Genomic DNA, 23355 nt, shown 5'->3' on the forward strand with positions numbered 1-23355 from the left:
CCACGAGAGCCCTGACATGGACGTTCGCTATTTCAACTTCCTCGTGCGCCAGCCCTCTGCCCGCCTCGTGGACCGCCCCACCTTCTGGGGTATGCCCAAACGCGGCATCGCGCTGCTTCTGGTCAATGCGCTGTTCTGGCAGCCGTTCTGGGCCCAGGCCCAAGGCATCGCGGTAAGCGGCGGTACTAACACCACTCTCGGGCAGGCAGGTAATGGCGTACCTATCGTCAACATTGCTGCGCCCAATGCCACTGGCCTGTCCCATAACCAGTACCAGCAGTACAACGTGGGCGCCGAGGGGGTAATCCTCAACAACGCCACCGGCCGCACCCAAAGCACCCAGCTGGGCGGCATTATCGTTGGCAACCCGAACCTCAAGGGCAACGCGGCCAGCACCATCCTCAACGAAGTGACCGGCGCCAACGCCACCCAACTGCAAGGTTATACCGAGGTAGCCGGCCAGGCGGCCCGGGTGATCGTGGCCAACCCCTACGGCATCAGCTGCAATGGGTGCGGCTTTATCAATACGCCGCGGGCTACGCTCACCACCGGCAAGCCGGTGTTGGGCGCCAATGGCCAGCTGGACCATTTGCAGGTTGATGGCGGCAACGTAAGCATCGACGGCAACGGCCTGGATGCCAGCACTGTCGACCAGTTCGAAATCATCACCCGCGCTGCCCAGATCAACGCACAGATCAATGCCAAACAACTGGCCATCGTGGCTGGGCGCAACGACGTCGACGCGCAAACCCTCAACGCCACCGCCCGTGCCGACGACGGCAGCGCAAAGCCCAGCGTAGCCATCGACAGCTCGGCGCTAGGCGGCATGTACGCCGGTGCGATCAAGCTGGTGGGGACCGAAGCGGGGGTAGGCGTACGCCTTGCCGGTGATTTGGCAGCGAGCGCAGGTGATATCCAGATCGACGCCAACGGGCAGTTGAACATTGCTCAGGTGGCGGCCAGTGGTGGGGTGAACGTGAAGGCTGCCAGCCTGGAAAGCACCGGGCCGGTGTATGCCGGCACCTCGCTTACGGCCAGCACCCGTGGCGACATGAACCTCCAGGGCAACACCGCCGCGCGCGACAGCATCACGTTGGCCAGCGGCGGCCAGCTCACCAACGGCGGCATCGTTGAAGCAGGCGTGAACCCGGACAACAGCCGCAACGGCAACGGCGACATCGCCCTCAGCGGGCGCGATGTGCGCAACAGTGGCACCGTAATCGCGAGCCGCGGGCTGACCGCCAGCGCGGGCCAGAGCCTGGATAACGGTAACGGCCAGCTAAGGGCCGGTAATGCCTTGGATATAAACGTTGGCGGCCGCCTTGATAACCAGGGCGGAACCGTGGGAGCCGGCCAATCGTTGCAGGTGCGCTCGGGCAGTATCAATAACCGTGGCGGCAACCTGGTAACTGATGGTGACCTGGGCGTCAGCGTCAGCGGCGACATCGACAACAGCAACAGCGGTCGCGTCCAGGCCCTGGGTGCTGCTGCGCTGGTGGCGCAGGCACTGGACAACCGGGGCGGCTTGCTCGGCAGTGGCGAAGGCCTGACGGTCAACGCCGATACAAGCTTGCTCAACAACCGGGGCACAGTGGACGCAGGCGGCGCATTGCTGATTACGGCCGGAAATGTCGATAACACGGCCGGCCGGGTGATCAGCGACCGCACGGTAGACCTGGGGCTGAGCGGTGCATTGCTTAACGACCAGGGTTTAGTTAGCAGCGAAGGGACTTTGTCTATACGCGCGGGCTCGCTCAGCAACTACAGCGGTAGCGTGTCCAGCGCTGAAACTTTGGCCATCGACACCGCCACTGGAATACTCAACCAGGGCGGTAACCTGGTAAGCGATGGAGGACTGAACCTGCGCAGCGCAAGCCTCGACAACAGTCAAGGCGGCATGGTCAGCGCCAAGGGCCCCGTAGGGCTGCAAACCGGCGGCTTCGACAACAGCCATGGGGGGCAGCTGAACAGCGGTGCAGGCCTGCAATTGACCGCTGCGCAGGTTATAAACCGCGACGGCGGCATGATTGGCAGTGATGGCAACCTGACCGCCAGCGTAAGCGGGCTGAACCAGCAAGGCGGCACCCTATTCAGTAAGGCGGGGCTCACGCTGGACCTGAACCATGGCGAGCTGAACAACACTCGCGGTTTGATCAACACTCCTGGCGCGCTGGTACTGAACAATCTTGCCGTGGTGAATAACCAGAACGGCGAAATCTCCAGCGCCCAAAGCTTCGCCCTCGCCGCTCAAAGCGTGGATAACAGCGGCGGCAAGCTACTGAGCAATCAGTCGCTCGGCCTGAGTGTGGCCCACTCTCTCACCAACCTGGAGGGAATGATCGCTGCGGCCAGCCTTTCCACTACCGCCGGTTCGGTCGATAACAGCGGGGGTACGCTTATCAGTCGCGGGCCCCTCCAGCTCAATGTGGACGGGCTGCTGTCGAACCGAGGCGGCCTTATCAACACCCCGGGGGCTATAGAGCTGACCGCCGGCAGCCTCGATTCGAGCAACGGTGGCGAAGTGTCAGCCAGTGGGGATATCACCCTGTCGCTCGGGGGGCTCACTCAAAATGGCGGCCGTTTGCTGGGCGAGAGCGCGGTGAACCTTACGCTCAACGGCGGCGACCTGAGCAACCGCAACGGCCTGATAAGCGCCAAGGCTGGGCTGAACATTTCTCAACTGCGAGATTTGGATAACCAGGCAGGGGAAATCTCCAGCAGTGAGCGTTTTGGCCTAACCGGAAGAACTCTGAACAACAATAGCGGGAAGTTGGTAAGCAACCGCCAACTCGCCCTCGATGCGACTGAGCTGCTTGACCAAGGTGGGCTGATATCAGGTTGGGAGGGGCTAGCCGTCAAGGCGGGTACCCTGGATAACCGTGACGGGGGCACGCTGTCTAGCCGTAACGGCGACGTGAGCGTGACCGTGAGCGGTGATTTGCTTAATGGCAATGCCGGCGCGCTGGTAAGCCAGAAGGCGTTGAGTGTGACCGCCGCGCATCTTGATAACCGCGGTGGCATCCTCTCGAGCGCAGCCGCCCAATCCTTGAACGTCCTTGGCGTACTGGACAATAGCGAGGATGGCCTGATCGACAGCGGGGCGGCGCTGGCCATTGCTGCCGCAAACCTGAACAACAACGCAGGCACCTTGAACGCGCAGCAGGCGTTAGGCATCACCGGCACTAACCTGAATAACAGCGCCGGTAGCATTGCTGGCAATGGCGATATTACCTTCGACCTTCTAGGCACCCTTAGCAATAACAGCGGCAAGCTCTCCAGCAAGGGTGACCTGTCGCTTCAGCACGCCGGTGAAGTGATCAACCAGGGTGGGCAGTTTGTTAGCCAAGGGTTGCTTAACCTTTTCACTGGCGCCCTGGATAACAGTAATGGCGGCACCGTTGCCGCCAATAGCGCGCTTCGTATCACCGCCACCGGTATGGTGGACAACAGCCACGACGGGCTGATGTATAGCAAAAACGCCACTCTGGATCTCACCGCAGCCAGCCTTGGGAACGCTCAGGGCGTTCTGCAGAGCCAGGGCGCGCTGAACCTCCTGGTAAACGGCGATATTGATACCCAGGCAGGAAGGGTAATTGCCCAGGACGGTGCCTTATCGGTGGCGGCACGCAACCTGAATAACCGCGGCGGTGTGCTCTCAAGCTTGAGCAATACTTTCAGCGCCCGAATTACTGGAGTGCTGAAGAACGGCTATGACCTGGACCGCCACGGCGGACTTATCCAAGCCAAAGGGCTCGACCTCCGCGCACTGGCGGGCATCGACAACTATGGTGGGCGGATCGCCGCGCAAACCGCAAACGCGCTGATCGACACCGGGACTGGCAGCTTCGATAACCGCAACGGTAGCCTCTATGCTGCGCAGCGGGTGAGTGTGACCGGCAACAACTTCGACAATAGCGGTGACAACGATGGCCAGATCGCGGGCTGGCAGATCGCCCTCAGCCTTACCGGCGCGCTGAACAACCGTTTCGGTATTATCGAGAGTGGCTCTACGGTCAGCATCACTGCCGACAACCTTGATAACCAGACCGGCAAGCTGCGTGCCCTTGGCGTGGCTGGCATCAGCCAGTTCAACATTGGCGGCATGTTCGATAACCGCAACGGCACGCTGGAAACAGCTAACACAGACCTTGCACTGGCTGCAGGCGGGCTGCTCAACACGGGCGGCACAATCCTTCACGTAGGCAGCGGTAACTTCGGCTTGTCTACCGCTAACGTCATGAATGCAGGCGGTAGCCTGGTGACCCGTGGCGCCTTGACCCTGAACGCGGACAACTGGACTAACAGCTCTGTAATCCAGGCGGGCACCCTGAATGTGAACGTAGGGACATTTACCCAAACAGCCGCCGGGCAACTACTTGCTACCGATGCATTAATAGGCACCGGAGCGGCTTGGGTGAATGATGGGGTGCTGGCCAGCGACGGAACGCTAAGCCTGAACCTGAGCGGTACCTATGCGGGGGGCGGCCGCCTGAGTAGCTTGGGCAGCCTCGACCTCACCGCCGCGCAGCTGAACCTGAGTAGCGTGGGCAGCCTTGTCGGCGGTGCTTTCACTGGTATCAACCTGAGCGGGGAATTGAGCAATCAGGGGCGCCTGATCTCGTCCCAGGCCCTGCTTATCACGGCGGGGAGCGTGATTAATACGGGCACTCTCGGCGCTGCTGACGCGCTCACATTGAATGCCGATTCGCTGCTCAACGACCACAGCCTGATCTTTAGCGGCCAAGACATGGCCCTGCGGGTTAGAGCTTTCACAAACAGTTACGCCGATGTGTACAGCCTGGCCAAGCTGAGCGTTGATCGCGACGGTGCTGGCGGGCTGGCTGACAGCATCGTCAATAGCTCAGGGTCGATTCAAAGCGACAAACAAATGAGCCTGGCGGCCAGCACCCTCCAGAACGTAAGGGCCATCCTGACCACCAGCGATGCCGGTATCTACACGGCCAAGGTTAGCGAAATCGCCTGCATCGAAGGAGTAAACGCGGGCGACTGCAGCGGTAAGCGCAACCACGTTTGGGAGATGGTGCTGCGGGACAAGCTGGAAGTGACCGCCGCCAGTGCTGCGTCCACCATCACCTCAGGGGGCAGCCTTACGGTTACCGGTGGTGACCTGTCTAACCAAAGCAGCCTGATTTCAGCCGGTGGTGATTTCACCGCCAACCTTAACAATCTTACGAACGCTGGGTTACAAACCTCCGACACTGAGCGGTACCGTATTTTCCGCACCCAGCGCACTTCAAGTGTGGGGGGCTACGCGGCCCTGGCGAATGCTGTAACCGACAAGTATTGGTACGAAAGCAGTGGCTACGATATCAACAACCTCGACAGCATCGAGGACGCTCTTGCCCGCTTCATTGCTTCCACTGAAGCCGAGCTGACGCAATTCAATTCCACTCGCACCTTGTCTTCGGGAGATCAGAGTTACGCCGGGGTCATCCAGGCTGGCGGTTCGGTTCACGTATCGGCGCAGGACAATGTCGACAACAGTGTTGTGCGTGCGGGTTATCACTATGTGGGCAGCGGAACGCGCACAGACACCACAGCCCCGGGGACTCAAACGGCCACGGTCGTCACCCTTAACCCGCAATTGGCTCCAGACCTGGCGCAGCAGCAAGTCAACCCTCTGACACTGCCGGGCTTTAGCTTGCCCACCGGTGAAAATGGGTTGTTCCGCCTGAGCGGCGAAGCAGGCAGTAATGCTCAGTCTCCTGCAGCTACAAACGGAACTCAAGGCTGGTCGATGAGTAGCGGTAATGTCGCCCTCGCTCAGCGCGGGCAGAGCGAGGGCGGGGCGCAGCCGGGATCAGACGGCGCAGACAGCAGTCTTTCGACGCCCGCAACTGGGATCGGCCGAGTACAGGGAGTGCCCAGCAGCGCTGCCAAGGCTAACCCCAACAAATTCCTGATCGAAACTAACCCTGCCCTTACCGACCTCAAGCAGTTCATGAGCTCGGACTACCTATTGTCCGGATTAGGCTACGACCCGGACCAGAGCGCCAAGCGCCTGGGGGATGGGCTTTATGAACAGCGCCTGATCCAGCAGGCCATTACCGCTCGCACGGGTCAGGCCTTTCTCGAAGGGCAAACCTCCAACGAAGCTCAGTTCAAGTACCTGATGAACAACGCCATTTCCAGCAAGGAGGCTCTCGACCTCACAGTTGGCGTGAGCTTGACCTCGGAGCAAGTGGCAGCGCTCACGCACGATATTGTGTGGATGGAAGACACAGTGGTGAATGGCGAGCACGTATTGGTCCCGGTACTGTACCTGGCCAACGCCAATAACCGCTTGGCTGCCAACGGCGCGCTTATTCAAGGCAGCGACGTTACCTTGATCGCCGGTAGAGACCTGACCAACGCAGGAACCCTTCGGGCCAGCAGCAACCTCAGCGCCAATGCCGGTGCGGATGTGGTCAACAGCGGCCTTGTGGAAGCCGGCAATCGCCTTGACCTGCTTGGCGATGACAATGTGACGAACAAGGCCGGCGGCATCATTGCCGGGCGAGACGTCAGCGTGAGCGCAGTCAATGGTGACGTGCTTAACGAGCGCACTGTCACTACGCACCAGAGCGGTGTTGGCACCAGGACCGAACAACGCGATTTTGCCGACAGCGCCGCTCGCATCGAGGCCGCCAATGACCTGAGCGTGTCGGCCGGGCGGGACATCAGCAACCTTGGCAGCGTGCTTCAAACCGGCCGGGACCTCACGCTCAGCGCGGGCCGCGACGTGAACATCGCGTCCACGGAGGTCGCCAACAGCCTGTACCTCAACAGCAAACACAACAGCAGCGACATCACCCAGCTTGGCTCGACGGTAACCGCAGGCCGTGATCTGAGCGTACAAGCCGGGCGCGACCTCAACGTTATTGCCAGCCAGCTGGAGGCCAAGCGCGATATTGCGCTAGCGGCAACCGGGAATCTCGCGATCAGCTCGGCGGCGGATGAAGAGCACTCGTTTTCCAAGAGCAAAAAGGTCACGGCGGAGGAAGACCATGTGAGCCAGGTGGCAAGCACGGTGAAAGCGGGTGGCAATGTCGCCGCCAGTGCCGGTCAAGACCTGACCCTCGTAGCGAGCAAGATCGAAGCAGGTGAAGAAGCCTATGTCTATGCCGGTAATAACATCGAGCTGCTGAGTGCTCAAAACGAGGACTACAGCTACTACCAAAAGACCAAGAAACACAGTGGCACGTTCAGCAGCAGTAGCAAGACTACCGTACGCGAAAGTTCGGCGTCTGTAGCCGAAGGCTCGACGATCGAGGCGGCCGGCGCTGTGACGGTCGGCGCGGTGCAAGACATAAACGCCCAGGGCGCGACGGTTACCAGCACCAATGGGGCTCTGCGGGTTACAGCTGGGCGAGATGTAACAATCGCGGCCGCGCAGAGTGCCTATTCCCAAGCGCAAGGCGTAAGCAAAAGCAAACAGGGCGTACTCTCAGGTTCAGCAAAGGTACAACGTGATGCCAGCCAGCAAACCGTTGCGCAGAGCTCTACCTTCAGCGGTGATACCACCTCCATCCGGGCCGGGCGAGACCTGAGTGTCGAGGGCAGCAGTATCGTCTCGACCCAGCAAACGACGCTGGCGGCTACGGGCAACGTGTTGATTGATGCCGCCACCGAAGCGCAAGACACTCAGCACAGCAAGAGCGTCAAGCGTTCCGGCCTGATGGGCACCGGGGGCATTGGCGTCACCCTTGGCAACTCGCTAAACCAGATTACCCAAACCAGCACCGGCGAAACCCAGAAGCCAAGCACGGTAGGCAGCGTTTTGGGTGATGTAAGCGTTATCGCCGGCAAAGACGTCGTTGTACGTGGCTCGGAACTGGTAGCGGGGAATGACATCAGCCTGACGGGCCGCAATGTCAGCGTTATTGCTGCCCCCAGCCAATCGACCTTCGAGCAAACGCAGAAAAGCCGTTCGAGTGGTCTGACTTTGGCGTTGTCGGGGAAGGTAGGTAGCGCTCTCAATAACGCGGTTCAGGACGTCAATACGGCTCGCAAGCAGGATGCCGGCGATAGCCGCCTGAATGCGTTGCAGGGCATCAAGGCGGGCCTTAGCAGCTACCAGGCCTGGCAGGCGGCTCAATTGGCCGATGCCAACGGCGCCATCGGCGGAGACGGCAGCTATTGGGGCGTCAGCCTTTCGCTGGGCTCGCAGCATTCCCAATCCCAGCAGCTTCAGAAGCAGACGACCAACCAAGCGGGGACGTTGACCGCCGGGCGCGATGTGGCCATTACCGCCACGGGCAATCAGGGGGCTGGCGGGGATATCCTGCTGCAAGGCACGCAAGTGAAAGTAGGGCGCGATATTTCGCTGGATGCGAAGCGTGACGTCCTGCTACTTGCGTCTGCGGACACGCAAACGCTCAGCGGCAAAAACAGCAGTGGCGGCGGCAGTATTGGTGCATCGATAGGGGGAGGTACCGATCGCGCTGGCATTACCGTATTCGCTAACGCCAATGCAGGCAGAGGGACAGAAAAAGGCAATGGCGTCAGCTGGAACGAGACCACCCTGGACGCGGGTCGCCAGGCCAGCCTGAACAGCGGCCGGGACACCGCCCTGGAAGGCGCCCAGGTATCCGCCGACCAGGTAGTCGTAAACGCTGGCCGAGATTTGCTGCTGAGCAGCTCGCAAGACAGCAATGACTACGCCTCGCGGCAACAGAACGTCAGCGGGGGCTTGGGCTTCACCTTCGGCACCATGAACGTGAGCGGCAACATCAGCCTTGCCCAGGACCGCTTGAAGTCCACCTTCGACAGTGTGCAGGAGCAGACCGGCTTGTTTGCCGGGAAAAGCGGCTATCAGGTCACTGTGGCCAACCACACGCAACTTAACGGCGCCGTGATTGGCAGCACCGCCAGCAGCGACAAGAACAGCCTGACCACAGGCACACTCGGCTGGACCAACCTGCACAATCAGGCGGATTTCACAGCCCAACACCAAAGCGTAAGCCTCGGCAGCGGCGGATCACTCGGCAGCCAGTTCGCCGGCAACACGGCCAGTACCCTGCTCGCGGCCGCGAACCACAGCGGCCACGACAGCAGCACTACCCATGCTGCGGTATCGCCTGGTGCCCTGCTACTCACCAAACCGGCGCAGCAAACCCAGAATGTCGCAACGCTCAACACCGATGTGGCACACGCTGCCAATGCGCTGAGCCCCATTTTCGATAAGGAGAAAGAACAGCAGCGCCTGCAACAAGTCCAGCAGATCGCCGACATCGGCAATCAGGTGATGGACGTGATTCGCACGCAGGGCGCTATCGAAGCGGCTAATGCGCGGAAAGACCCGGTGGCACTGGAGGCTGCGCGCCAGGCCCTGGTCAAGGGCGGTAATAACGCACCCACCGCGGATGAGATCGCCGCGAAAGCGGGCAACACCGCCATGCAGCAGTACGGGACAGGAAGCAGCTTGCAACGCGCTGCCCAGGCTGTTACCGCAGCGGTTCAGGGTTTGGCTGGCGGTAACCTGCAGGCGGCCATCAGCGGTGCAGCGGCGCCTTATCTGGCTAACACCATCAAGCAATTGGCGGGTGATAACGACGAAGCCCGGATCATGGCGCAAGCCGTACTCGGGGCGGTGGTCGCCAAGGCACAAGGTAACTCACCCGCGGCAGGCGCGGCGGGCGCCGGGGTCGGTGAGTTGATCGCTGCCGCCTTGTACCCGAACACCAATCATCAAGACCTAACAGAGGGTGAGCGGCAGATCGTTTCCATGCTCTCGACACTTGCAGCGGGTCTGGTCGGCGGCTTGGTGGGCGGAGACGCAGCCGCCGGGATAGCTGGCGCCCAGGCGGGTCAGATCGCCGTTGAGAACAACAACCTGAGCCCTCCTCAGATTTACGCTTGGGCGGCGGATATGAAGGGCTGCGAAGGCAGAAACGACTGCGATCTCGTCATCAAAAAGTACGAGGCACTGAGCACCGCCCAGCAGCTTCAATTGATCAGCGACTGCAATGCCAATCCGGAGATTTGCAAGGAAAAATACGGCGATGTGCTTGCCAACAGCATGGCCGTTAAAAAAGCGATAGAAAGTATTGAAAAAGAAGGCGTTTCCCCCAAGATGGCATACGACATGGGGGTGCTTTTCCTTCAGCAGTCGGAGGTTGATGGGGTCGTCGCAACAGGTACAGTGTCGCTGCAACTGCAGAAGCAGTATGGACTGACTGAAACTCAATCAGGTATTGTCGCTTCACTCATTGCTAGCATGCTGGGTGGGACACCGCGAATAGGTGCAAAAGCTGCAGCAAATGGCAGCGGGCCAGCGAAGGGCTTCTTAGAAGTCAGTGATGCATATTCTTCCTCCAAAGCTGTACAAGGGTTGAGTAATTCAAAACCTATTGATTTCATTTACGATCCGGCTAGTCAACGATTCATTATGGGGCGAAATCAATTTGGGCATGATGGGATATTGGATGCTGGAAAAATCCCTTCATCTGACTCTATCGTTGGCGGTGGGATTTGGAAGGAAAATGGAATTCTTCGAACCTATGAGTGGAGCGGACATTATGGGATGAACTGGACTCCCGAGCTTCGTGAGCAGTTCAAGTCCTTTATGAGCAGCCATGGCGTGGATGTTACCCATACCCCGGGGATATCTAGATGATGGATGAACTGAAAAAAAAGCTATTGATGGAACTCGGTAAGCTAGATGCCCCATGGGGAAAATATATTGAGCACAATTCTGAAGGGGCTAATTTGAGTTGGTTTCCTGTAGCAAAATTGTGTGGGGGGCGTTTTAATTTGGGGCTTACTTCCCAAGGGCTTTGGGCTAGATCGACAGAATCTGGTGTTCAGGCAGTCGGACACAATGAGTATGTATTTTTTCTACCAGTATTGGAGGATCTCCCTGAAGTCGTTCGCTGCAAGATGATTGAAGGGCTTAAGGTTTATGGGCTTTCCGAGGTATTCATAGATTTATTTCCATTTGAGAATATTGTTCTAGAAGGTCTTAAAAGTCAGAGTGAGTACTGGTCTGGCTTGGCATTAAAATGGGCTTTATTCGTCCAGAGATCTAATGATTTAGAAGCGGAGTTAGAGGTGTTGAGTAAAGCTGGAGAGACTCAGCAAATACGTCATTCGGCCAGAAAAATAGTTAAGCAGCTAAAAGCTTTGTGATATAGGTGCAAAAGCAAGGCAAAGCGCTATCAAATGATGTCTTAGTCGAAAAACGTATTGGGTATTATACAAAGTATCAAGGTCGCGGAAATAAAGTAGATCAGATTCTAGATAAACAAGTTTTATTAGGGTTGATGGATAACCACTACCTGTTTTAATCAGAGCTAGAGAGGCCCAATGATCCTTACGCCATCCAAGAGTTTTCATCGACTCCGTTGCGCATGGCTTTCTCGATATTGTGGATAACTATGCAAACAGCGCGACTAAATTTCCTCTCAACAACGGCTCGTCGCTTTACCAAGCATCAGGTAGCTACAGTGGTGTGCTGGGTAGGTTTGAATGGATTGTAGATCCGAAGTTGAGCGGTGTAACATACAGTCTTTGAACGATTTGCCAAGCATGGCTTGACTGACTGGGCCGTTTTGCTTCAGGGCGTCTGTGGTATTCCTAGCCTTTTGGAGCGATTGCCAACGTCTTGTGTAGAATATTTTGCAAACGCCGAACTTGAAAAGGTGGCAGGGAATAATCCCTTGCTCGACGTGATTGCTAGCTTGGGCTAACGATAGTGATCTGCCTGTATCTGAGCTATGCCCGCAGTTGCAAAGAATGAGCGAGTTTCAAAATGCGGATATGCAACGAGCTAGGAGAATATAGCGAGCGGTTGCATTGGAGGAACTGCTAAAAAACCTAGACTCGGACCCGCTCTATGGGTTGATAAAATTTTCTGAATTTTGGTCAAGTTGGGAGTGCCCGGCTGATGCTCCACTGTCGATGATTCCTAGTGCGGGGACTTTGCCGCAGCATCAATACCACTCTGCATCGAACTATGATCACGTTGTTCATGAGCATGAGCAATGGTTGAAAAATGAGCTGGCTGCCTTGAACTATAGAAAAGCTTAAACTTGAGCTGACAATCTCGACACCGGCCTCGCGCTGGTGTTTCAGTGCGCTGTGCCAGGGTTACTTTACCCTCGGTGGGAAAAACCCATTCACGGGCCAGTCGGCGTCAACGAGCGACCGGGTAGGGTACGGTTTAGACCTCGCGCTTCGGCTACTGCCGTTTTTGGCGTTGGAATCGAGCGGTGCGAAGGGAATAGGGGGCGTTACAAACGCCGGTTATGTCTTCACTCAGCAGCGTAATTTTTGGTCAAAAGATCCTATTCTGTTTAATGGGAATAAGGTCTATCAGCGGAATAATTTATTTGATCGTAATTTACAAACTAGTTGGCGTGAAGGTGGCAAGGTCATAACAGGTAGTAATGCCGAGCGTATGGCATCTGGTCGAGCCCCCATCGGGGTAGACGGCAAGTCAGTGAACTGCACCATATGACGCAAACACAGTCAGGACCTATTGCAGAGATGACGGAGAGTTTTCACCAAACGAATAGCGCAATCATTCCTATTAACCCTGGTACAGTTCCTTCTGGTATTAATAGGGCCGCTTTTGATAAGTGGAAGGTGCAGTACTGGCAGCAACGATCTGTAGATTTTAGGAATTGAGAATGAGCAAAGTTACGACGGGTCAAATTGAGAGTTTAGTATCACAGCATCCTGATATCGTGTGCTTTGGTAGTGAGGTCGATCACGTGGGCGAAGATTGGATTAAGAAAGCGGAGCAGAGGCTTGGGCTTGAGCTATCAGACTCATACAAGTGGTTTTTAAAGACGTACGCGGGTGGGGAAATCGGTACTGAAGAAATATATAGTATCTATGGAGTGGATTTTGAGAGTGCCAATGGGGGGGATATTGTCTATCAACATATTGTAGGTGTAAAAAATAATCTGGTAGATGAAAAAAAGCTTGTTATTAGCGAAACCGATACAGGGGAAGTGTTTTTCTTTGATTATTCGGGATTTAAGGATAGTGAATGCACTGTGCGCCTCCGGCTTCCGTCTGGCGAGAATGTCGATTACGCTTCGGACTTTTATGAGTTTTTATATAGACGGATTTCTGCTAATATTTGATAGATATTCTGATTTTATATCGACCTTACGCCGGTGTTTTTGCACCCTGTCGCTGCGCTGAGTTCAGGGATGCTAATGAGTTGTTTTTGAGTAATCCCCGTCTCAAGTCGAGTGATGTCAAGCTTACTTCAGCAAACTATTCCGGTTATTACTGACTTCCCTGATGGTGCTCCTATTCCACCCTTCAAGCCTATTAAGTGGAATTTATGTTCGCAGATCGTATCATTAAGTTTTCACGAAGGTTTGAAGGTTGTTTAGATTCCAACCTTCTTCAAGGGGCTGTGGGTTATGTTGGCTATAACGAAGAAAGTCTAGCTTTTCAGATTTTGCGGTCATGACATAATGGTAAATTAGAAATGTTAAATTTAGTGCATCTTGTATCCCTAGAAGAAAATGAGCTATGGCATGGGAATGTACTCCGGACTCCCGGTAAATATCCCTACGAAAAATACGTGGATTTCATGGTATTTGAGACTAGAGATACAAATTCAACTTATGGTCTGATGGTTACGTCGGGCTATAAAGCAGGAATGATACTGGTTTACCTGCCAGCGCAGAGCTCGGCTCTTGGAGGCGGGGTGAGCAAGGAATGGGTTATATCTAATTGGAATAGGTGGATTTACGAGTCTTCGGTCTCCGAAGTGTATTTTTAGAAAGATATGTTGCTGAAATTTAATCCCGCTGGTAGTCGCAGATGGGGTCCGTTCCTGACATTGGCCAGGCAAGCGGAAAGGAGAAAGACTTCAGTGGCACCGTCACCGTTGGCTTCGCGCTCAGCATCAGCGGATCCGTAGGGTATGGCCGCACCTCCGGCAACAAGAATTGGGTGACTGAACAGACCTCTGTTACCGCAGAAAACCAGCTCGAGATCCATACCGGTGAACATACCCAGCTCAATGGAGCGCTGATCAATTCTGATACCGGCAAGCTCACCCTCGATACACAAACCCTGGGCTTTGCCAGCCTGGCCGGGCTGGACAAGGAGCATAGCTATTACCTGAACGTAGGTGGCAGCTATGGCCTGAGCGGGATTACTGGCGGCGCGCAGGATCCGAGCCAGACAGGCAAGGGCAAACCGGGGGTAAATGGCTGGAGCGTGCAGGGCTATAACGCTAGCACCGACCGGGAACAGGAAGTGCGGGCCACGGTAGGCGCGGGTGAAATCGTAGTACGGGGCGATGCCAAGACAGGTGACGACTCTACAGTTGGGTTGAACCGGGATCCTGATAAGGCTTATGAAATTACCCGAGATGAGCAGCATCGAACGGATGTGTACGCCTCTAGCTCCTCGATCAGCGCAGTAGCACACCCGAGCGAGACGGTAACGCAGTGGGCGCATAACCTTGTTAGCTACGACCAGACTGCCAGGAATAATTTCAACCAAGCGGCACTGATCGTTGGCAACCAGATTGATCGAGTTCAGCACCCTGGGGCAGGGGAAGGTGCTATCGCGGCAGGTGGCGAGAAGCTGGCAGAGCAGACGCTCAGTGCTTTGGTTGAAGCGGGCGTAGGGCGTAGTGATGCGCGTGAGCTGTTAGCGGATAAGGATTTCCAGACCTTGGTTCTCCGAGAGCTCGCCGACATGGCTGCGGCTCAAAACGCCAATCCTTCGGCTATCGCTGAGCTAAAAAACGCTCTGATCGAGCCGTTAACCGGTGAAAAAATATTCTAGTCACGAGAGGGATACCGCGGACGCCTGAGCAGAAGCTTCTCTCTGGTGCGTCGTACATCAATCAATATATCGAGGAAAATCCTGACAAGGCAGAGTTGGTAGAAATTGTCCTGGCAGCCGCGCAAGGGCCCAAAGGCCTCATGATGCTTGCGGCGCAAAAAGCGGCTGGGGAGACCGAGGTTGGAAAGCAGCTGGCAAACTATTCAGCTGAAATCGCACAGTCTGTAGGCAAGACAATCGCGGAGGCCGTTGAGGGTAAGCCGCTTGACTCTTCTAACGACCATTTCGTGATCGGCGGTGGTACCCCGATGGCCATGCTCCTGGTTGGCACGGTTACAGCGGGAGGGGCTAAGCTTGGTGAAGGTGGGGTAGGTGCAAAAGGCGTTGGAAGCGGAGCGAAGTTCGCCGACCAAGCCAAGCTTGATGATCACTTTGCACGTCATGGCAGTGACTTTGGCGCGAAAAATACGCTTGAATATCAAGCACAAGCTGATAAGTTCTTAACAGCCTCGAAGCCTGCGGGCGTGCTTGAAAAAGCAAGACCCAATGGAGATATCGTACGTTATAACCCTAGCACCGATGAGTTTGGCGTCGTATCAAGTGGGGGAAGTATTCGCACGTACTACAAACCTGATCCTGCAGTGCATGGTAAGGGCTCAAATTTGGACTATTTCAATGCCCAATAGTAATCCAACATATGTATGTCCGGTATGCGGATATCCTGATCTTAAGGAACCTGCGTATGACAGTTTCGGCTGTGCCTCGTACAATATTTGCCCATGCTGCGGGACGGAGTTTGGGTATGATGACTCGACAGTCGCTCACACCGATTTGCGCGAAAAGTGGGTTTCTGATGGTATGCAATGGTGGAGTAAGCATCAACTCAAGCCTAATGATTGGGATCCGGTCAGGCAGCTAAAAAATAATTAAATTCTTTATTTTTTGGTGCAAAAGCGACAGGCGAAGTCGTACTTCCCGCGCCTGTTGCTACTTCTGGTACGACTCGGACAGGTGTTGTTCGTACAAATGCCGCAGACTGGAGAGCTGCGTGATAACTGGGATGACCTTGGATATGGTCAAATATTAAGTACTGAAAATCGGGCTGCGATTGCTAAAGGGAAGACTGCGAAAGTCGACGATGCATGGGTTAAGGTTTTTCCTGAAAATGCAGGGCTAAAGGGCGAGAGAATTCCTATGCACCATGTCCAGGGTTCGCCACTTACTGCACCACTTCCTGATAAGCGGCATTTGGACGCGCATATGCCGGAAGGATTTAGATATAATCCGGGTGGTCCAGGGCCAGCTCCCTCGGCATACCCTTCGAAAAAAAGAAGTGGGTAATGCAAACAGACAGTTTGGGCCGCGTCGAAAGTTGAGTCAAATCTTTGGTTGACTAAAAATGATCGGCATACATACCAGCAATGTGAGGCAGGCAAGTGCGGCGTAAGTGGAGGCGACGGTGGGCGCTTGATTACTAATATATTTAACGGGCCTGGGGACAGATTAAACCTCCTCCCATGAATGGAAACTTTAATAAAGATACTTGGAAGTCTATGGAGAATACATGGGCGTCCGCACTTAAGGAGGGCAAGCAGGGTAGCGTAAATATTGAGCCTGTGTATTCTGACAAAAGTATTCGGCGAAATAGCTTTAATGTGGAGTATTCAATAGGCGTTGCTCCTCCAAAAGAGATTGTATTTGATAAATCATCGGGTAGAAATTGATGCGTAGTGATGATGATATCTACAGTGAAATTGGGGTATTTTATTTGAAATTGCTCCCTGCGGGGCCTGTAAAGTTATAATGCGCACGCAGCTATCCCAAGAGCTAGATAGCTGTGAGTATGAGTATGACTACATTGATGAACAAGGTAACATCGCCTGGTTCACGGCAGGCGGGCGAGCCAATAAAGGTATCTTAGACCTTTTGACAGAGCTGCGCAGTTGGTATGTTGAGAATAAAATTACAGGGGGCTGCCAGCATGGAGTGGCTGTGAGGTAAACTTGGACTTAGTTAGGTTTAAGATAAGTATAGACTTTATTTGTCATTGAAAATTAAGCGGCAGGTTTGGATTTAGAAACTTATACTGAATATAGCGCGTATTTGTACACTGTTTGCATCCTTTTCGCAGTCAAGCTGCCACCCCTTTTGCACCCACTCTGACGACTACGACTCAGCTGCTTAATACGCCACTTTTCAGCATGAATTTCACTCCACAATAGAAGTGAAATCCCAATACACAAAATCCACCTCTTGAGAGGTGGGTTTTCTACATGGATTAATTAGTTGTCCGGTTCCAGCCTTCTAGGTAGTGCTATAGGTTTCTCATAAAAATACAGGTTTCGCCCAATAAATACGGATATGCGAGATATAGCTTTTGTAATACACCAGTGTACAGTCTTTCGATCACTCCTTCCCTTGATCTGCGGGCCCTGCTGCACGGGCAATGGCCCCACTACCTGGTGTTTCACAAATCACCGCATCAAGCAGGCCCCGCACCGGTTCTCGATCTTCCACTCGCATGCGTGAAATCGTATCGAACTGGTAACACAATCGATCATCTGACCCGCGTTCGTCAGTTTCGAATAGCAAAGAGTCCGAGGTCTCGTGCAGCGCGATAGCCAGTTTTTCAGTGCATAGGCTGGCACCGATCGCGCCGGCATTACCGTATTCGCTGACGCCAATGCAGGTAAAGGGTCGGAAAAAGGCAACGGCGTCAGTTGGGATGTGACCACCGTGGACGCGGGTCGCCAGGCCAGCCTGAACAGCGGCCGGGATACGACCTTGAAAAGGGCTGAAGTATCCGCCGACTAACCACACGCAACTGACGGCGCCGTCATCGGCAGCACCGTCAACAGCGACAATAACAGCCGAAACAACAACCAAGCTAAGCACCCCCATCGGGCCATCGCCCCGGACCCAGGCCCACTTCCCCCAAAGCACTCGACCACTCCTACTACCGTCATTAGCCGCGCCCAATCCCGCAGCCCACCACCCCCTCAAACAACCCCTCAAACCCAACCCCCCAGCGGATCGAACCCTACCGCCCCAAGGTCCACTATAATGACCCTCCTAGAATTTCTGCGCTGTGTCACGGCTGGCGCACCTTCGAATGGATAGCACCGGCAATGGCAGCAGAATCGGAAAGTACCTCGGAAAAAACGCTGCGCACCAAGGCCAGCGGTTTGCCGTTTCCCTTGGTGGGCATAGGCGCTTCCGCTGGCGGTTTGCAGGCGGTGAAGGCGTTTTTCTCGCAAATGCCGAAGGATCCGGGCATGGCGTTCGCGGTGGTGCTGCACCTATCCCCGCACCACCAGAGCATCGCCGACAGGATCATCCAGGAGGCCACCGGCATGCCGGTGCGGCAGGTCACCGAGCGGGTGCGCATCGAGCCGAGCCACGTGTATGTGATTGCCCCGGCGCAGCACCTGATCATGGTGGATGGTTGCCTTGACGTGCTGCCGTCTCCGCCCCGGCGCGGTGGTCATGTGGCTATCGATCTGTTCTTCCGGGACTTGGCCGAGGCCCACCGGGAAAATGCCTTTTGCATCGTGCTCTCTGGAGCAGGGTCGGACGGTGCGGTGGGGCTTACGCGCATCAAGGAAGAGGGTGGCGTTACTTTTGCCCAAGCACCGGAGGACGCTGAGTACAACGGCATGCCGCGATCAGCCATCGAAACGGGAGCGGTGGATTTCATCCTGCCCGTTGTAGAGATGCCCGAGAAACTGCTGTCGATCTGGAAGAACTCTCAGCAGATCCGTTTGCCCCCGAGTACAGACGCGGACGACCACCCTGTTGTAAAGGGCGAGAGCCCGGATGCTCGCGCGGATGAGCATTTCATTCACGACATTCTGATTCATTTGCGCGCAGCTACCGGCCACGACTTCCGGCACTACAAACGCGCGACCATTTTGCGACGTATCGAGCGGCGCTTGCAGGTTACCGCGCAGCCGAACCTTGAGGCGTATTACAACTTCTTGCTCAACCACGGCGAAGAAGCCAAATCGCTGCTGGGCGACATGCTGATCGGCGTGACCAATTTCTTCCGGGACAGGGAAGCGTTCGAAGCGCTGGAGCGTGACGTGTTGCCCGGCATGATCAAAGCATCGCTCGAAAAGGACCCAGCCGAGGAGCTGCGCATATGGAGTGCGGGGTGCTCCACTGGCGAAGAAGCGTATTCGCTGGCGATGGTTATCACCGACATGATGGAAACGGAAGGGCATGGCGGGAAGATGCAGGTGTTTGCCACTGACATTGACGAGCGCGCCATTTCCATCGCGCGAGGGGCCACCTATCCGGAAGCCATCGTGACCGACGTACCGCCCGCTCAATTGCGGCAGTACTTTTTGAAAGAGGGCGAGCGGTATCGGGTACGCAAGGAAATACGCGAGCGTATTCTGTTTGCCAACCACAGCCTGCTCAGCGATCCCCCGTTCTCGCAGATCGACCTCATCACCTGCCGTAACTTGCTGATCTACCTCAGCCGGGACGTGCAGCGCGAAATTCTCCAAACCTTCCACTTCGCTTTGCGCCCCGGTGGCTATCTGTTCCTCGGTACGTCGGAATCTGCCGATTCCTGCCCGGAGCTGTTCACCCCGGTGGACAAGAAAAACCGCATTTTCCGGGCTCGGCCGGTATCTGGCAGCCTCCGTCGCTCAGCCATCATGCCGCGCTCCGCCTACGTGCGCGCCAATGTGATGCAGGCGTCCGAAGAAGCCCCAGCGCGCCGGCATTTGTTCAAGGACGTTCATCGCCGCGCGGTGGAGAAGTACGCCCCGCCCAGCGTGATCGTGGATACCGGTGGCGAAATCCTTCACATGACCGAAGGCGCGGGGCGCTATTTGCGCCACATAGGCGGAGAGCCAACGCGTAGCCTGTTGCTGCTGATATTGCCTTCGCTGCGTCTCGAACTGCGCACCACGCTGTTCCAGGTTCAGCAAAATCAACAGCCCGTGGTTTCGCGGGCCGTTCGGGTGAGCGAAGCCGGGGAAGACCGGCTCATACAGATCGCCATAGAACCCTACCGGGACGACGAAACCGACGCGGAGTACACGTTTATCCAGTTCCGCCACGCCGAGGCGGTTGAAGATACCTTGCACCTGGCGTCGGCGGATTACGCCGAGAACACCATCATCGCCAACCTGGAGCGCGAACTGCAGCGCACCAAGGGCCAGTTGCAGGAAACGATCGAGCATTCGGAAGTTTCGAGCGAGGAGCTGAAAGCCTCTAACGAAGAGATGCAAGCGGTCAACGAAGAATTGCGCTCCGCCACTGAAGAGCTCGAGACCAGCAAGGAAGAACTGCAGTCGATCAACGAAGAATTGCTGACCGTAAACCATGAACTGAAGATGAAGGTCGAAGAGACTGACAAGGTCAATGACTACCTCACCAACCTCATCGCCTCCACGGATATTGCCACGGTGTTCGTGGACCGCGGCATGCGCATCAAGTGGTTTACTCCTCGGACTACCGATATATTCAGCATGATCCCGGTGGACACCGGGCGGTCCCTGCTGGATATCACCCATCGGCTGAATTACCCGAACCTGGCCGAAGACGCTGAAGAAGTGTTCCGTACGCTCTCCGTCATCGAGCGGGAAGTCAGCAGTTCCGATGACCATTGGTACATCGCACGGTTGCTGCCGTATCGCTCGAGCGAGAACCAGATTCATGGCACGGTTCTGACCTTCATCGACATCACCAAGCGCCGCGCCATCGAGCAGCAGTTCCGCGCGGGTGAAGAACGCCTTCGCCTGGTAGCAGAGAGCACCCGCGATTACGCGATTTTCATCCTGGACGAAAGCGGGGTGGTCACCGACTGGTACCGCGGCGCGGAGCTGATGTTCGGCTATGCACGCAGCGAAGCGGAAGGGCGCTATTTCGACTTTATCTACACGCCTGAGGACCGTGCTGCGGGCGCGCCACAGGCTGAGCTGGCCGCTGCCAGGGCCGATGGCCGTGGCGAGGATGAGCGCTGGCATTTGCGCAAGGACGGCAGCCGCATGTACTGCATCGGTGAAGTCACCTTGCTGCAGGGGGAAAGCCTGCAAGGCTTCGTGAAAATCGCCAAAGACCTCACGGGCCAGCAGCGTGTCAGCGAAGAGCAGAGGCAGATGCTCCAGGAGACCCAACTGAGCAATCAGCTCAAGGACGAGTTTTTCGCGGTGATGTCGCACGAGCTCAAGCACCCGCTGAACCTGATACAGCTCAATATCGACTTGCTGCACCGGCTGGCCGCTAACGAAAACAGCGCAACTGTAAGGGCGATTCGCACGATTCGCGAAGCGGTGAAAGGCCAGGCCAGGATCATCGACGACCTGCTCGATGTTGCCCGGGTACAAACGGGCAAGCTCAACCTCGATTGCAAACCGCTCGACCTGTGCCATGTACTCAAGGACATCCATGCGCTGGCGGCGCGCTCAATCGAAAAGCGCTTCGTGTCGATCGAATGTACGCATGAGCGGTTGATCGTGAACGCAGACATCACCCGGCTGGAGCAGATCATCTGGAACCTGATCAGTAACGCGCTCAAGTTCACCGATGATCACGGGTCGATCAAGCTCGTACTTTCGCGGGACAACGGCAGCGCTCGGCTGCAGGTGATCGACGATGGCATTGGCATCGAACCTGCCAGCCAGGAAAAGATTTTCGACCTGTTTGGCCAAGCCAAAGGGCCACGCGGCTGGCGCGAACGACAGGGGCTAGGTATTGGCTTGTCACTTGTGAGCCAGCTTGCAAGCGCGTTCGGAGGCTCGGTGGCCGTGGACTCGGCAGGCCTTGGCCACGGCGCCACGTTCACCGTGACGCTCCCTTTGGTTGAGCATGAAATTGGGCCTGCCGCTGAGCCCACCTCCAACGAACGTGCCTCGCTGGCAGGTTTGAATGTGTTGCTGGTGGACGACTCATCCGAGGTACTGGATGTGATGCGCGAACTGATAGAGATGGAGGAGGCCACGGTGCAGGCCTTCAGCGAGCCGACTGCGGCCTTGGAATGGGCGCGTACGGCCCAGGCGCACGTGATCATTTCCGACCTCGGCATGCCGGGGCTATCCGGTTACGACCTGCTCAAAGCGTTACGCACCCTGCCTGCCTGGGAATCCACGGTTGCCATTGCCTTGAGCGGATACGGCGAAGCACACGTGCCGGATACCGATGCCGGTGTGGCCTTCGACCACCGGTTAGGCAAGCCCGTGGCGTTCGACCAACTGCTGAGCTTGCTGAGCGAGATTCACCAAGGGCAACGCGAGGAGACGTAATCCGGTAATGGTCCGCAATGCAGTGGCCAGTTTCGTGTAGGAGCCAACGAAGCTGGCGATTCCACTGCCTCGTATCACCGCTGTTCGCGGGCCGGCGCCTGCCGGCTCGCCCGTTCCTACACTGCAGATGAAGCCGCGTTCAGGGCGCGGTTCATGGCGACCAAATCGCTGTGGCGAGGGTTCGGCCCCAACCGCTTGAAATGCTGTGGCAGCTCATCTCGCTTCGCCGCGGCTTGCCCCTTCACCGCCTCAGAAAGTGCACGGCGCATGGTCTCGGCGTTGTAATCGCAGCAATAGCCCGGTGTGCTCGGCTGTTGCCGCCAGGACGCTTCAAGCGAACCGCCATCGACCGGATCAAAGCCCACCTGGTCTACCAGGGCCATTACTGTTTTCTTCGCCTCGGCATCGTCCCCCGCTACCGCGATCGCCAGGCGGTCTGAAGCGCCTGCGGGCCGCCCCAGCTCTGCCAAGGTGTAGGCCAGTACGTTATTGAATGCCTTGATCACAGGTCGCCCAAGCTGTCGGGTTACCCACACGCTTTCCGTCATTCCCTCGTCCAGTTCAGCAATGCGTGGATCACGCAGGCCTGGGTAGTAATTGCTGGTGTCCACAACCGGCACACTCTCGGGCACAGCCTGGAACAGGTCGGCAGGCAGTGCGCTTAACGCCGGTAGAGGTATCGACAGCACGATCACATCCACCGCGCTCACCGCGCCCCGAATATCCACGGGTTCGGCGCCAATCTCCATAGCGAAGGCCCGAACACCCTCCACGCCACGGGAGTTGGCTATCCGGATTTCATGGCCAGCAGCGGCCAGTTTACGAGCGAGCGTGCCCCCGATATTTCCTGTTCCTATGATGCCGATCTTCATGGCTACACCTCATCAGTCGTTTGCTTGCACCGATTTTATGGAGCTGATGTGATAATGGTAAGTACCCACCAAAAGGTGGGTTACTCACAAGCGAGAAAGAAATGGACCGGGAATGGGATTGCGACGATCCGCAAAATCGTCGGAAATGGGCTGAGGCAACCACCGAAACGCTTCGGGTGCTGGAAGGAAAGTGGAAAATCATCATCTTGTGCCAGCTTTTTGCGGCAAAGGGCGCGCTGCGTTTCTCGGACTTGGAAAAGCTGATTGAAGGCATCAACCAGAAGATGCTGATTCAGCAACTGAAGCAGTTGGAGAAAGACGGCATTGTTTCGCGCACGGTGTACCCGCAGGTGCCGCCCAAGGTCGAGTACCAGTTGACGCCTATCGGGCATGCCCTCGGGCCGTCGATCCAGGCACTGATCGAATGGGCGGAGTTGAGGCGCGATCAGGCGTGAGTGTGC

At 56.3% G+C, this 23355-nt stretch carries 14 protein-coding genes and 1 pseudogene; 14 read left to right on the plus strand and 1 reads right to left on the minus strand.

Going from position 1 to position 23355, the window contains the following annotated elements; all coding sequences use genetic code 11:
• The first annotated feature begins 16 nt into the window (after positions 1 to 16).
• From LG385_RS01960 to LG385_RS02020, 13 genes and pseudogenes are all read left to right on the plus strand, one after another.
• Positions 17 to 10618 carry a hemagglutinin repeat-containing protein gene (locus LG385_RS01960; protein WP_225771985.1) on the plus strand — a complete coding sequence of 3534 codons (10602 nt, stop codon included), beginning with the start codon at positions 17 to 19 and terminating at the stop codon, positions 10616 to 10618.
• The gene (locus tag LG385_RS01965) at positions 10615 to 11130 is read left to right on the plus strand and encodes a hypothetical protein (RefSeq protein WP_225771987.1); all 516 of its coding nucleotides are present in this window, start codon (positions 10615 to 10617) and stop codon (positions 11128 to 11130) included. Before LG385_RS01960 ends, LG385_RS01965 begins: the two co-directional genes overlap by 4 nt.
• Positions 11131 to 11841: 711 nt before the next feature.
• Positions 11842 to 12030, plus strand: coding sequence for a hypothetical protein (locus LG385_RS01970; RefSeq protein WP_263974738.1), 189 nt, complete (start codon positions 11842 to 11844; stop codon positions 12028 to 12030).
• Positions 12031 to 12489: 459 nt separating this feature from the next.
• Complete coding sequence (locus tag LG385_RS01975; protein WP_263974739.1) at positions 12490 to 12630, plus strand: HNH/ENDO VII family nuclease; 141 nt, start codon at positions 12490 to 12492, stop codon at positions 12628 to 12630.
• Positions 12631 to 12632: 2 nt separating this feature from the next.
• Positions 12633 to 13094: an SMI1/KNR4 family protein gene (locus tag LG385_RS01980; RefSeq protein WP_225771993.1), complete on the plus strand. Its 462-nt coding sequence runs from the start codon at positions 12633 to 12635 to the stop codon at positions 13092 to 13094.
• A gap of 206 nt (positions 13095 to 13300) precedes the next feature.
• Positions 13301 to 13432, plus strand: a complete 132-nt coding sequence (locus LG385_RS01985) for a MafI family immunity protein (RefSeq protein WP_225771995.1) — start codon at positions 13301 to 13303, stop codon at positions 13430 to 13432.
• Positions 13433 to 13450: 18 nt separating this feature from the next.
• Positions 13451 to 13747, plus strand: coding sequence for an Imm45 family immunity protein (gene imm45 / locus LG385_RS01990; RefSeq protein WP_225771997.1), 297 nt, complete (start codon positions 13451 to 13453; stop codon positions 13745 to 13747).
• A 173-nt stretch (positions 13748 to 13920) separates the two neighbouring features.
• Positions 13921 to 14766, plus strand: coding sequence for a hypothetical protein (locus tag LG385_RS01995; RefSeq protein ID WP_225771999.1), 846 nt, complete (start codon positions 13921 to 13923; stop codon positions 14764 to 14766).
• 140 nt (positions 14767 to 14906) lie between these two features.
• Positions 14907 to 15452 (plus strand): hypothetical protein, encoded by a 546-nt coding sequence (locus LG385_RS02000; RefSeq protein ID WP_225772001.1) that lies wholly within the window; start codon positions 14907 to 14909, stop codon positions 15450 to 15452.
• Positions 15453 to 15792: 340 nt separating this feature from the next.
• On the plus strand, positions 15793 to 16107 hold the full coding sequence (locus LG385_RS25605) for a hypothetical protein (RefSeq protein ID WP_225776150.1): 315 nt from the start codon (positions 15793 to 15795) through the stop codon (positions 16105 to 16107).
• A gap of 36 nt (positions 16108 to 16143) precedes the next feature.
• Positions 16144 to 16490 (plus strand): annotated as a pseudogene (locus tag LG385_RS25610) (DNA/RNA non-specific endonuclease); the annotation flags it as partial.
• A 937-nt stretch (positions 16491 to 17427) separates the two neighbouring features.
• Positions 17428 to 17580, plus strand: a complete 153-nt coding sequence (locus LG385_RS25615; protein ID WP_225776151.1) for a hemagglutinin repeat-containing protein — start codon at positions 17428 to 17430, stop codon at positions 17578 to 17580.
• A gap of 314 nt (positions 17581 to 17894) precedes the next feature.
• Positions 17895 to 22022, plus strand: coding sequence for a CheR family methyltransferase (locus LG385_RS02020; protein ID WP_225772005.1), 4128 nt, complete (start codon positions 17895 to 17897; stop codon positions 22020 to 22022).
• Between the two features lie 116 nt (positions 22023 to 22138).
• On the opposite strand, the gene LG385_RS02025 is transcribed toward LG385_RS02020, so the two are convergent.
• Positions 22139 to 22894 (minus strand): NADPH-dependent F420 reductase, encoded by a 756-nt coding sequence (locus LG385_RS02025; RefSeq protein WP_225772007.1) that lies wholly within the window; start codon positions 22892 to 22894, stop codon positions 22139 to 22141.
• A gap of 101 nt (positions 22895 to 22995) precedes the next feature.
• Between LG385_RS02025 and LG385_RS02030 the strand changes: the two genes are divergently transcribed.
• Positions 22996 to 23349, plus strand: a complete 354-nt coding sequence (locus LG385_RS02030) for a winged helix-turn-helix transcriptional regulator (RefSeq protein WP_181122905.1) — start codon at positions 22996 to 22998, stop codon at positions 23347 to 23349.
• Positions 23350 to 23355: the final 6 nt, after the last annotated feature.

Source organism: Pseudomonas sp. Marseille-Q5115 (assembly GCF_916618905.1).
Lineage (GTDB): Bacteria > Pseudomonadota > Gammaproteobacteria > Pseudomonadales > Pseudomonadaceae > Aquipseudomonas > Aquipseudomonas japonica_A.

Coding starts and splice junctions, on each gene's coding strand:
- LG385_RS01960 (WP_225771985.1), top strand. CDS start 17: ATGGACGTTCGCTATTTCAACTTCCTCGTGCGCCAGCCCTCTGCCCGC.
- LG385_RS01965 (WP_225771987.1), top strand. CDS start 10,615: ATGATGGATGAACTGAAAAAAAAGCTATTGATGGAACTCGGTAAGCTA.
- LG385_RS01975 (WP_263974739.1), top strand. CDS start 12,490: ATGACGGAGAGTTTTCACCAAACGAATAGCGCAATCATTCCTATTAAC.
- LG385_RS01980 (WP_225771993.1), top strand. CDS start 12,633: ATGAGCAAAGTTACGACGGGTCAAATTGAGAGTTTAGTATCACAGCAT.
- LG385_RS01985 (WP_225771995.1), top strand. CDS start 13,301: ATGTTCGCAGATCGTATCATTAAGTTTTCACGAAGGTTTGAAGGTTGT.
- imm45 (WP_225771997.1), top strand. CDS start 13,451: ATGTTAAATTTAGTGCATCTTGTATCCCTAGAAGAAAATGAGCTATGG.
- LG385_RS02000 (WP_225772001.1), top strand. CDS start 14,907: ATGATGCTTGCGGCGCAAAAAGCGGCTGGGGAGACCGAGGTTGGAAAG.
- LG385_RS25605 (WP_225776150.1), top strand. CDS start 15,793: ATGCCGCAGACTGGAGAGCTGCGTGATAACTGGGATGACCTTGGATAT.
- LG385_RS02020 (WP_225772005.1), top strand. CDS start 17,895: ATGGCAGCAGAATCGGAAAGTACCTCGGAAAAAACGCTGCGCACCAAG.
- LG385_RS02025 (WP_225772007.1), bottom strand. CDS start 22,894: ATGAAGATCGGCATCATAGGAACAGGAAATATCGGGGGCACGCTCGCT.
- LG385_RS02030 (WP_181122905.1), top strand. CDS start 22,996: ATGGACCGGGAATGGGATTGCGACGATCCGCAAAATCGTCGGAAATGG.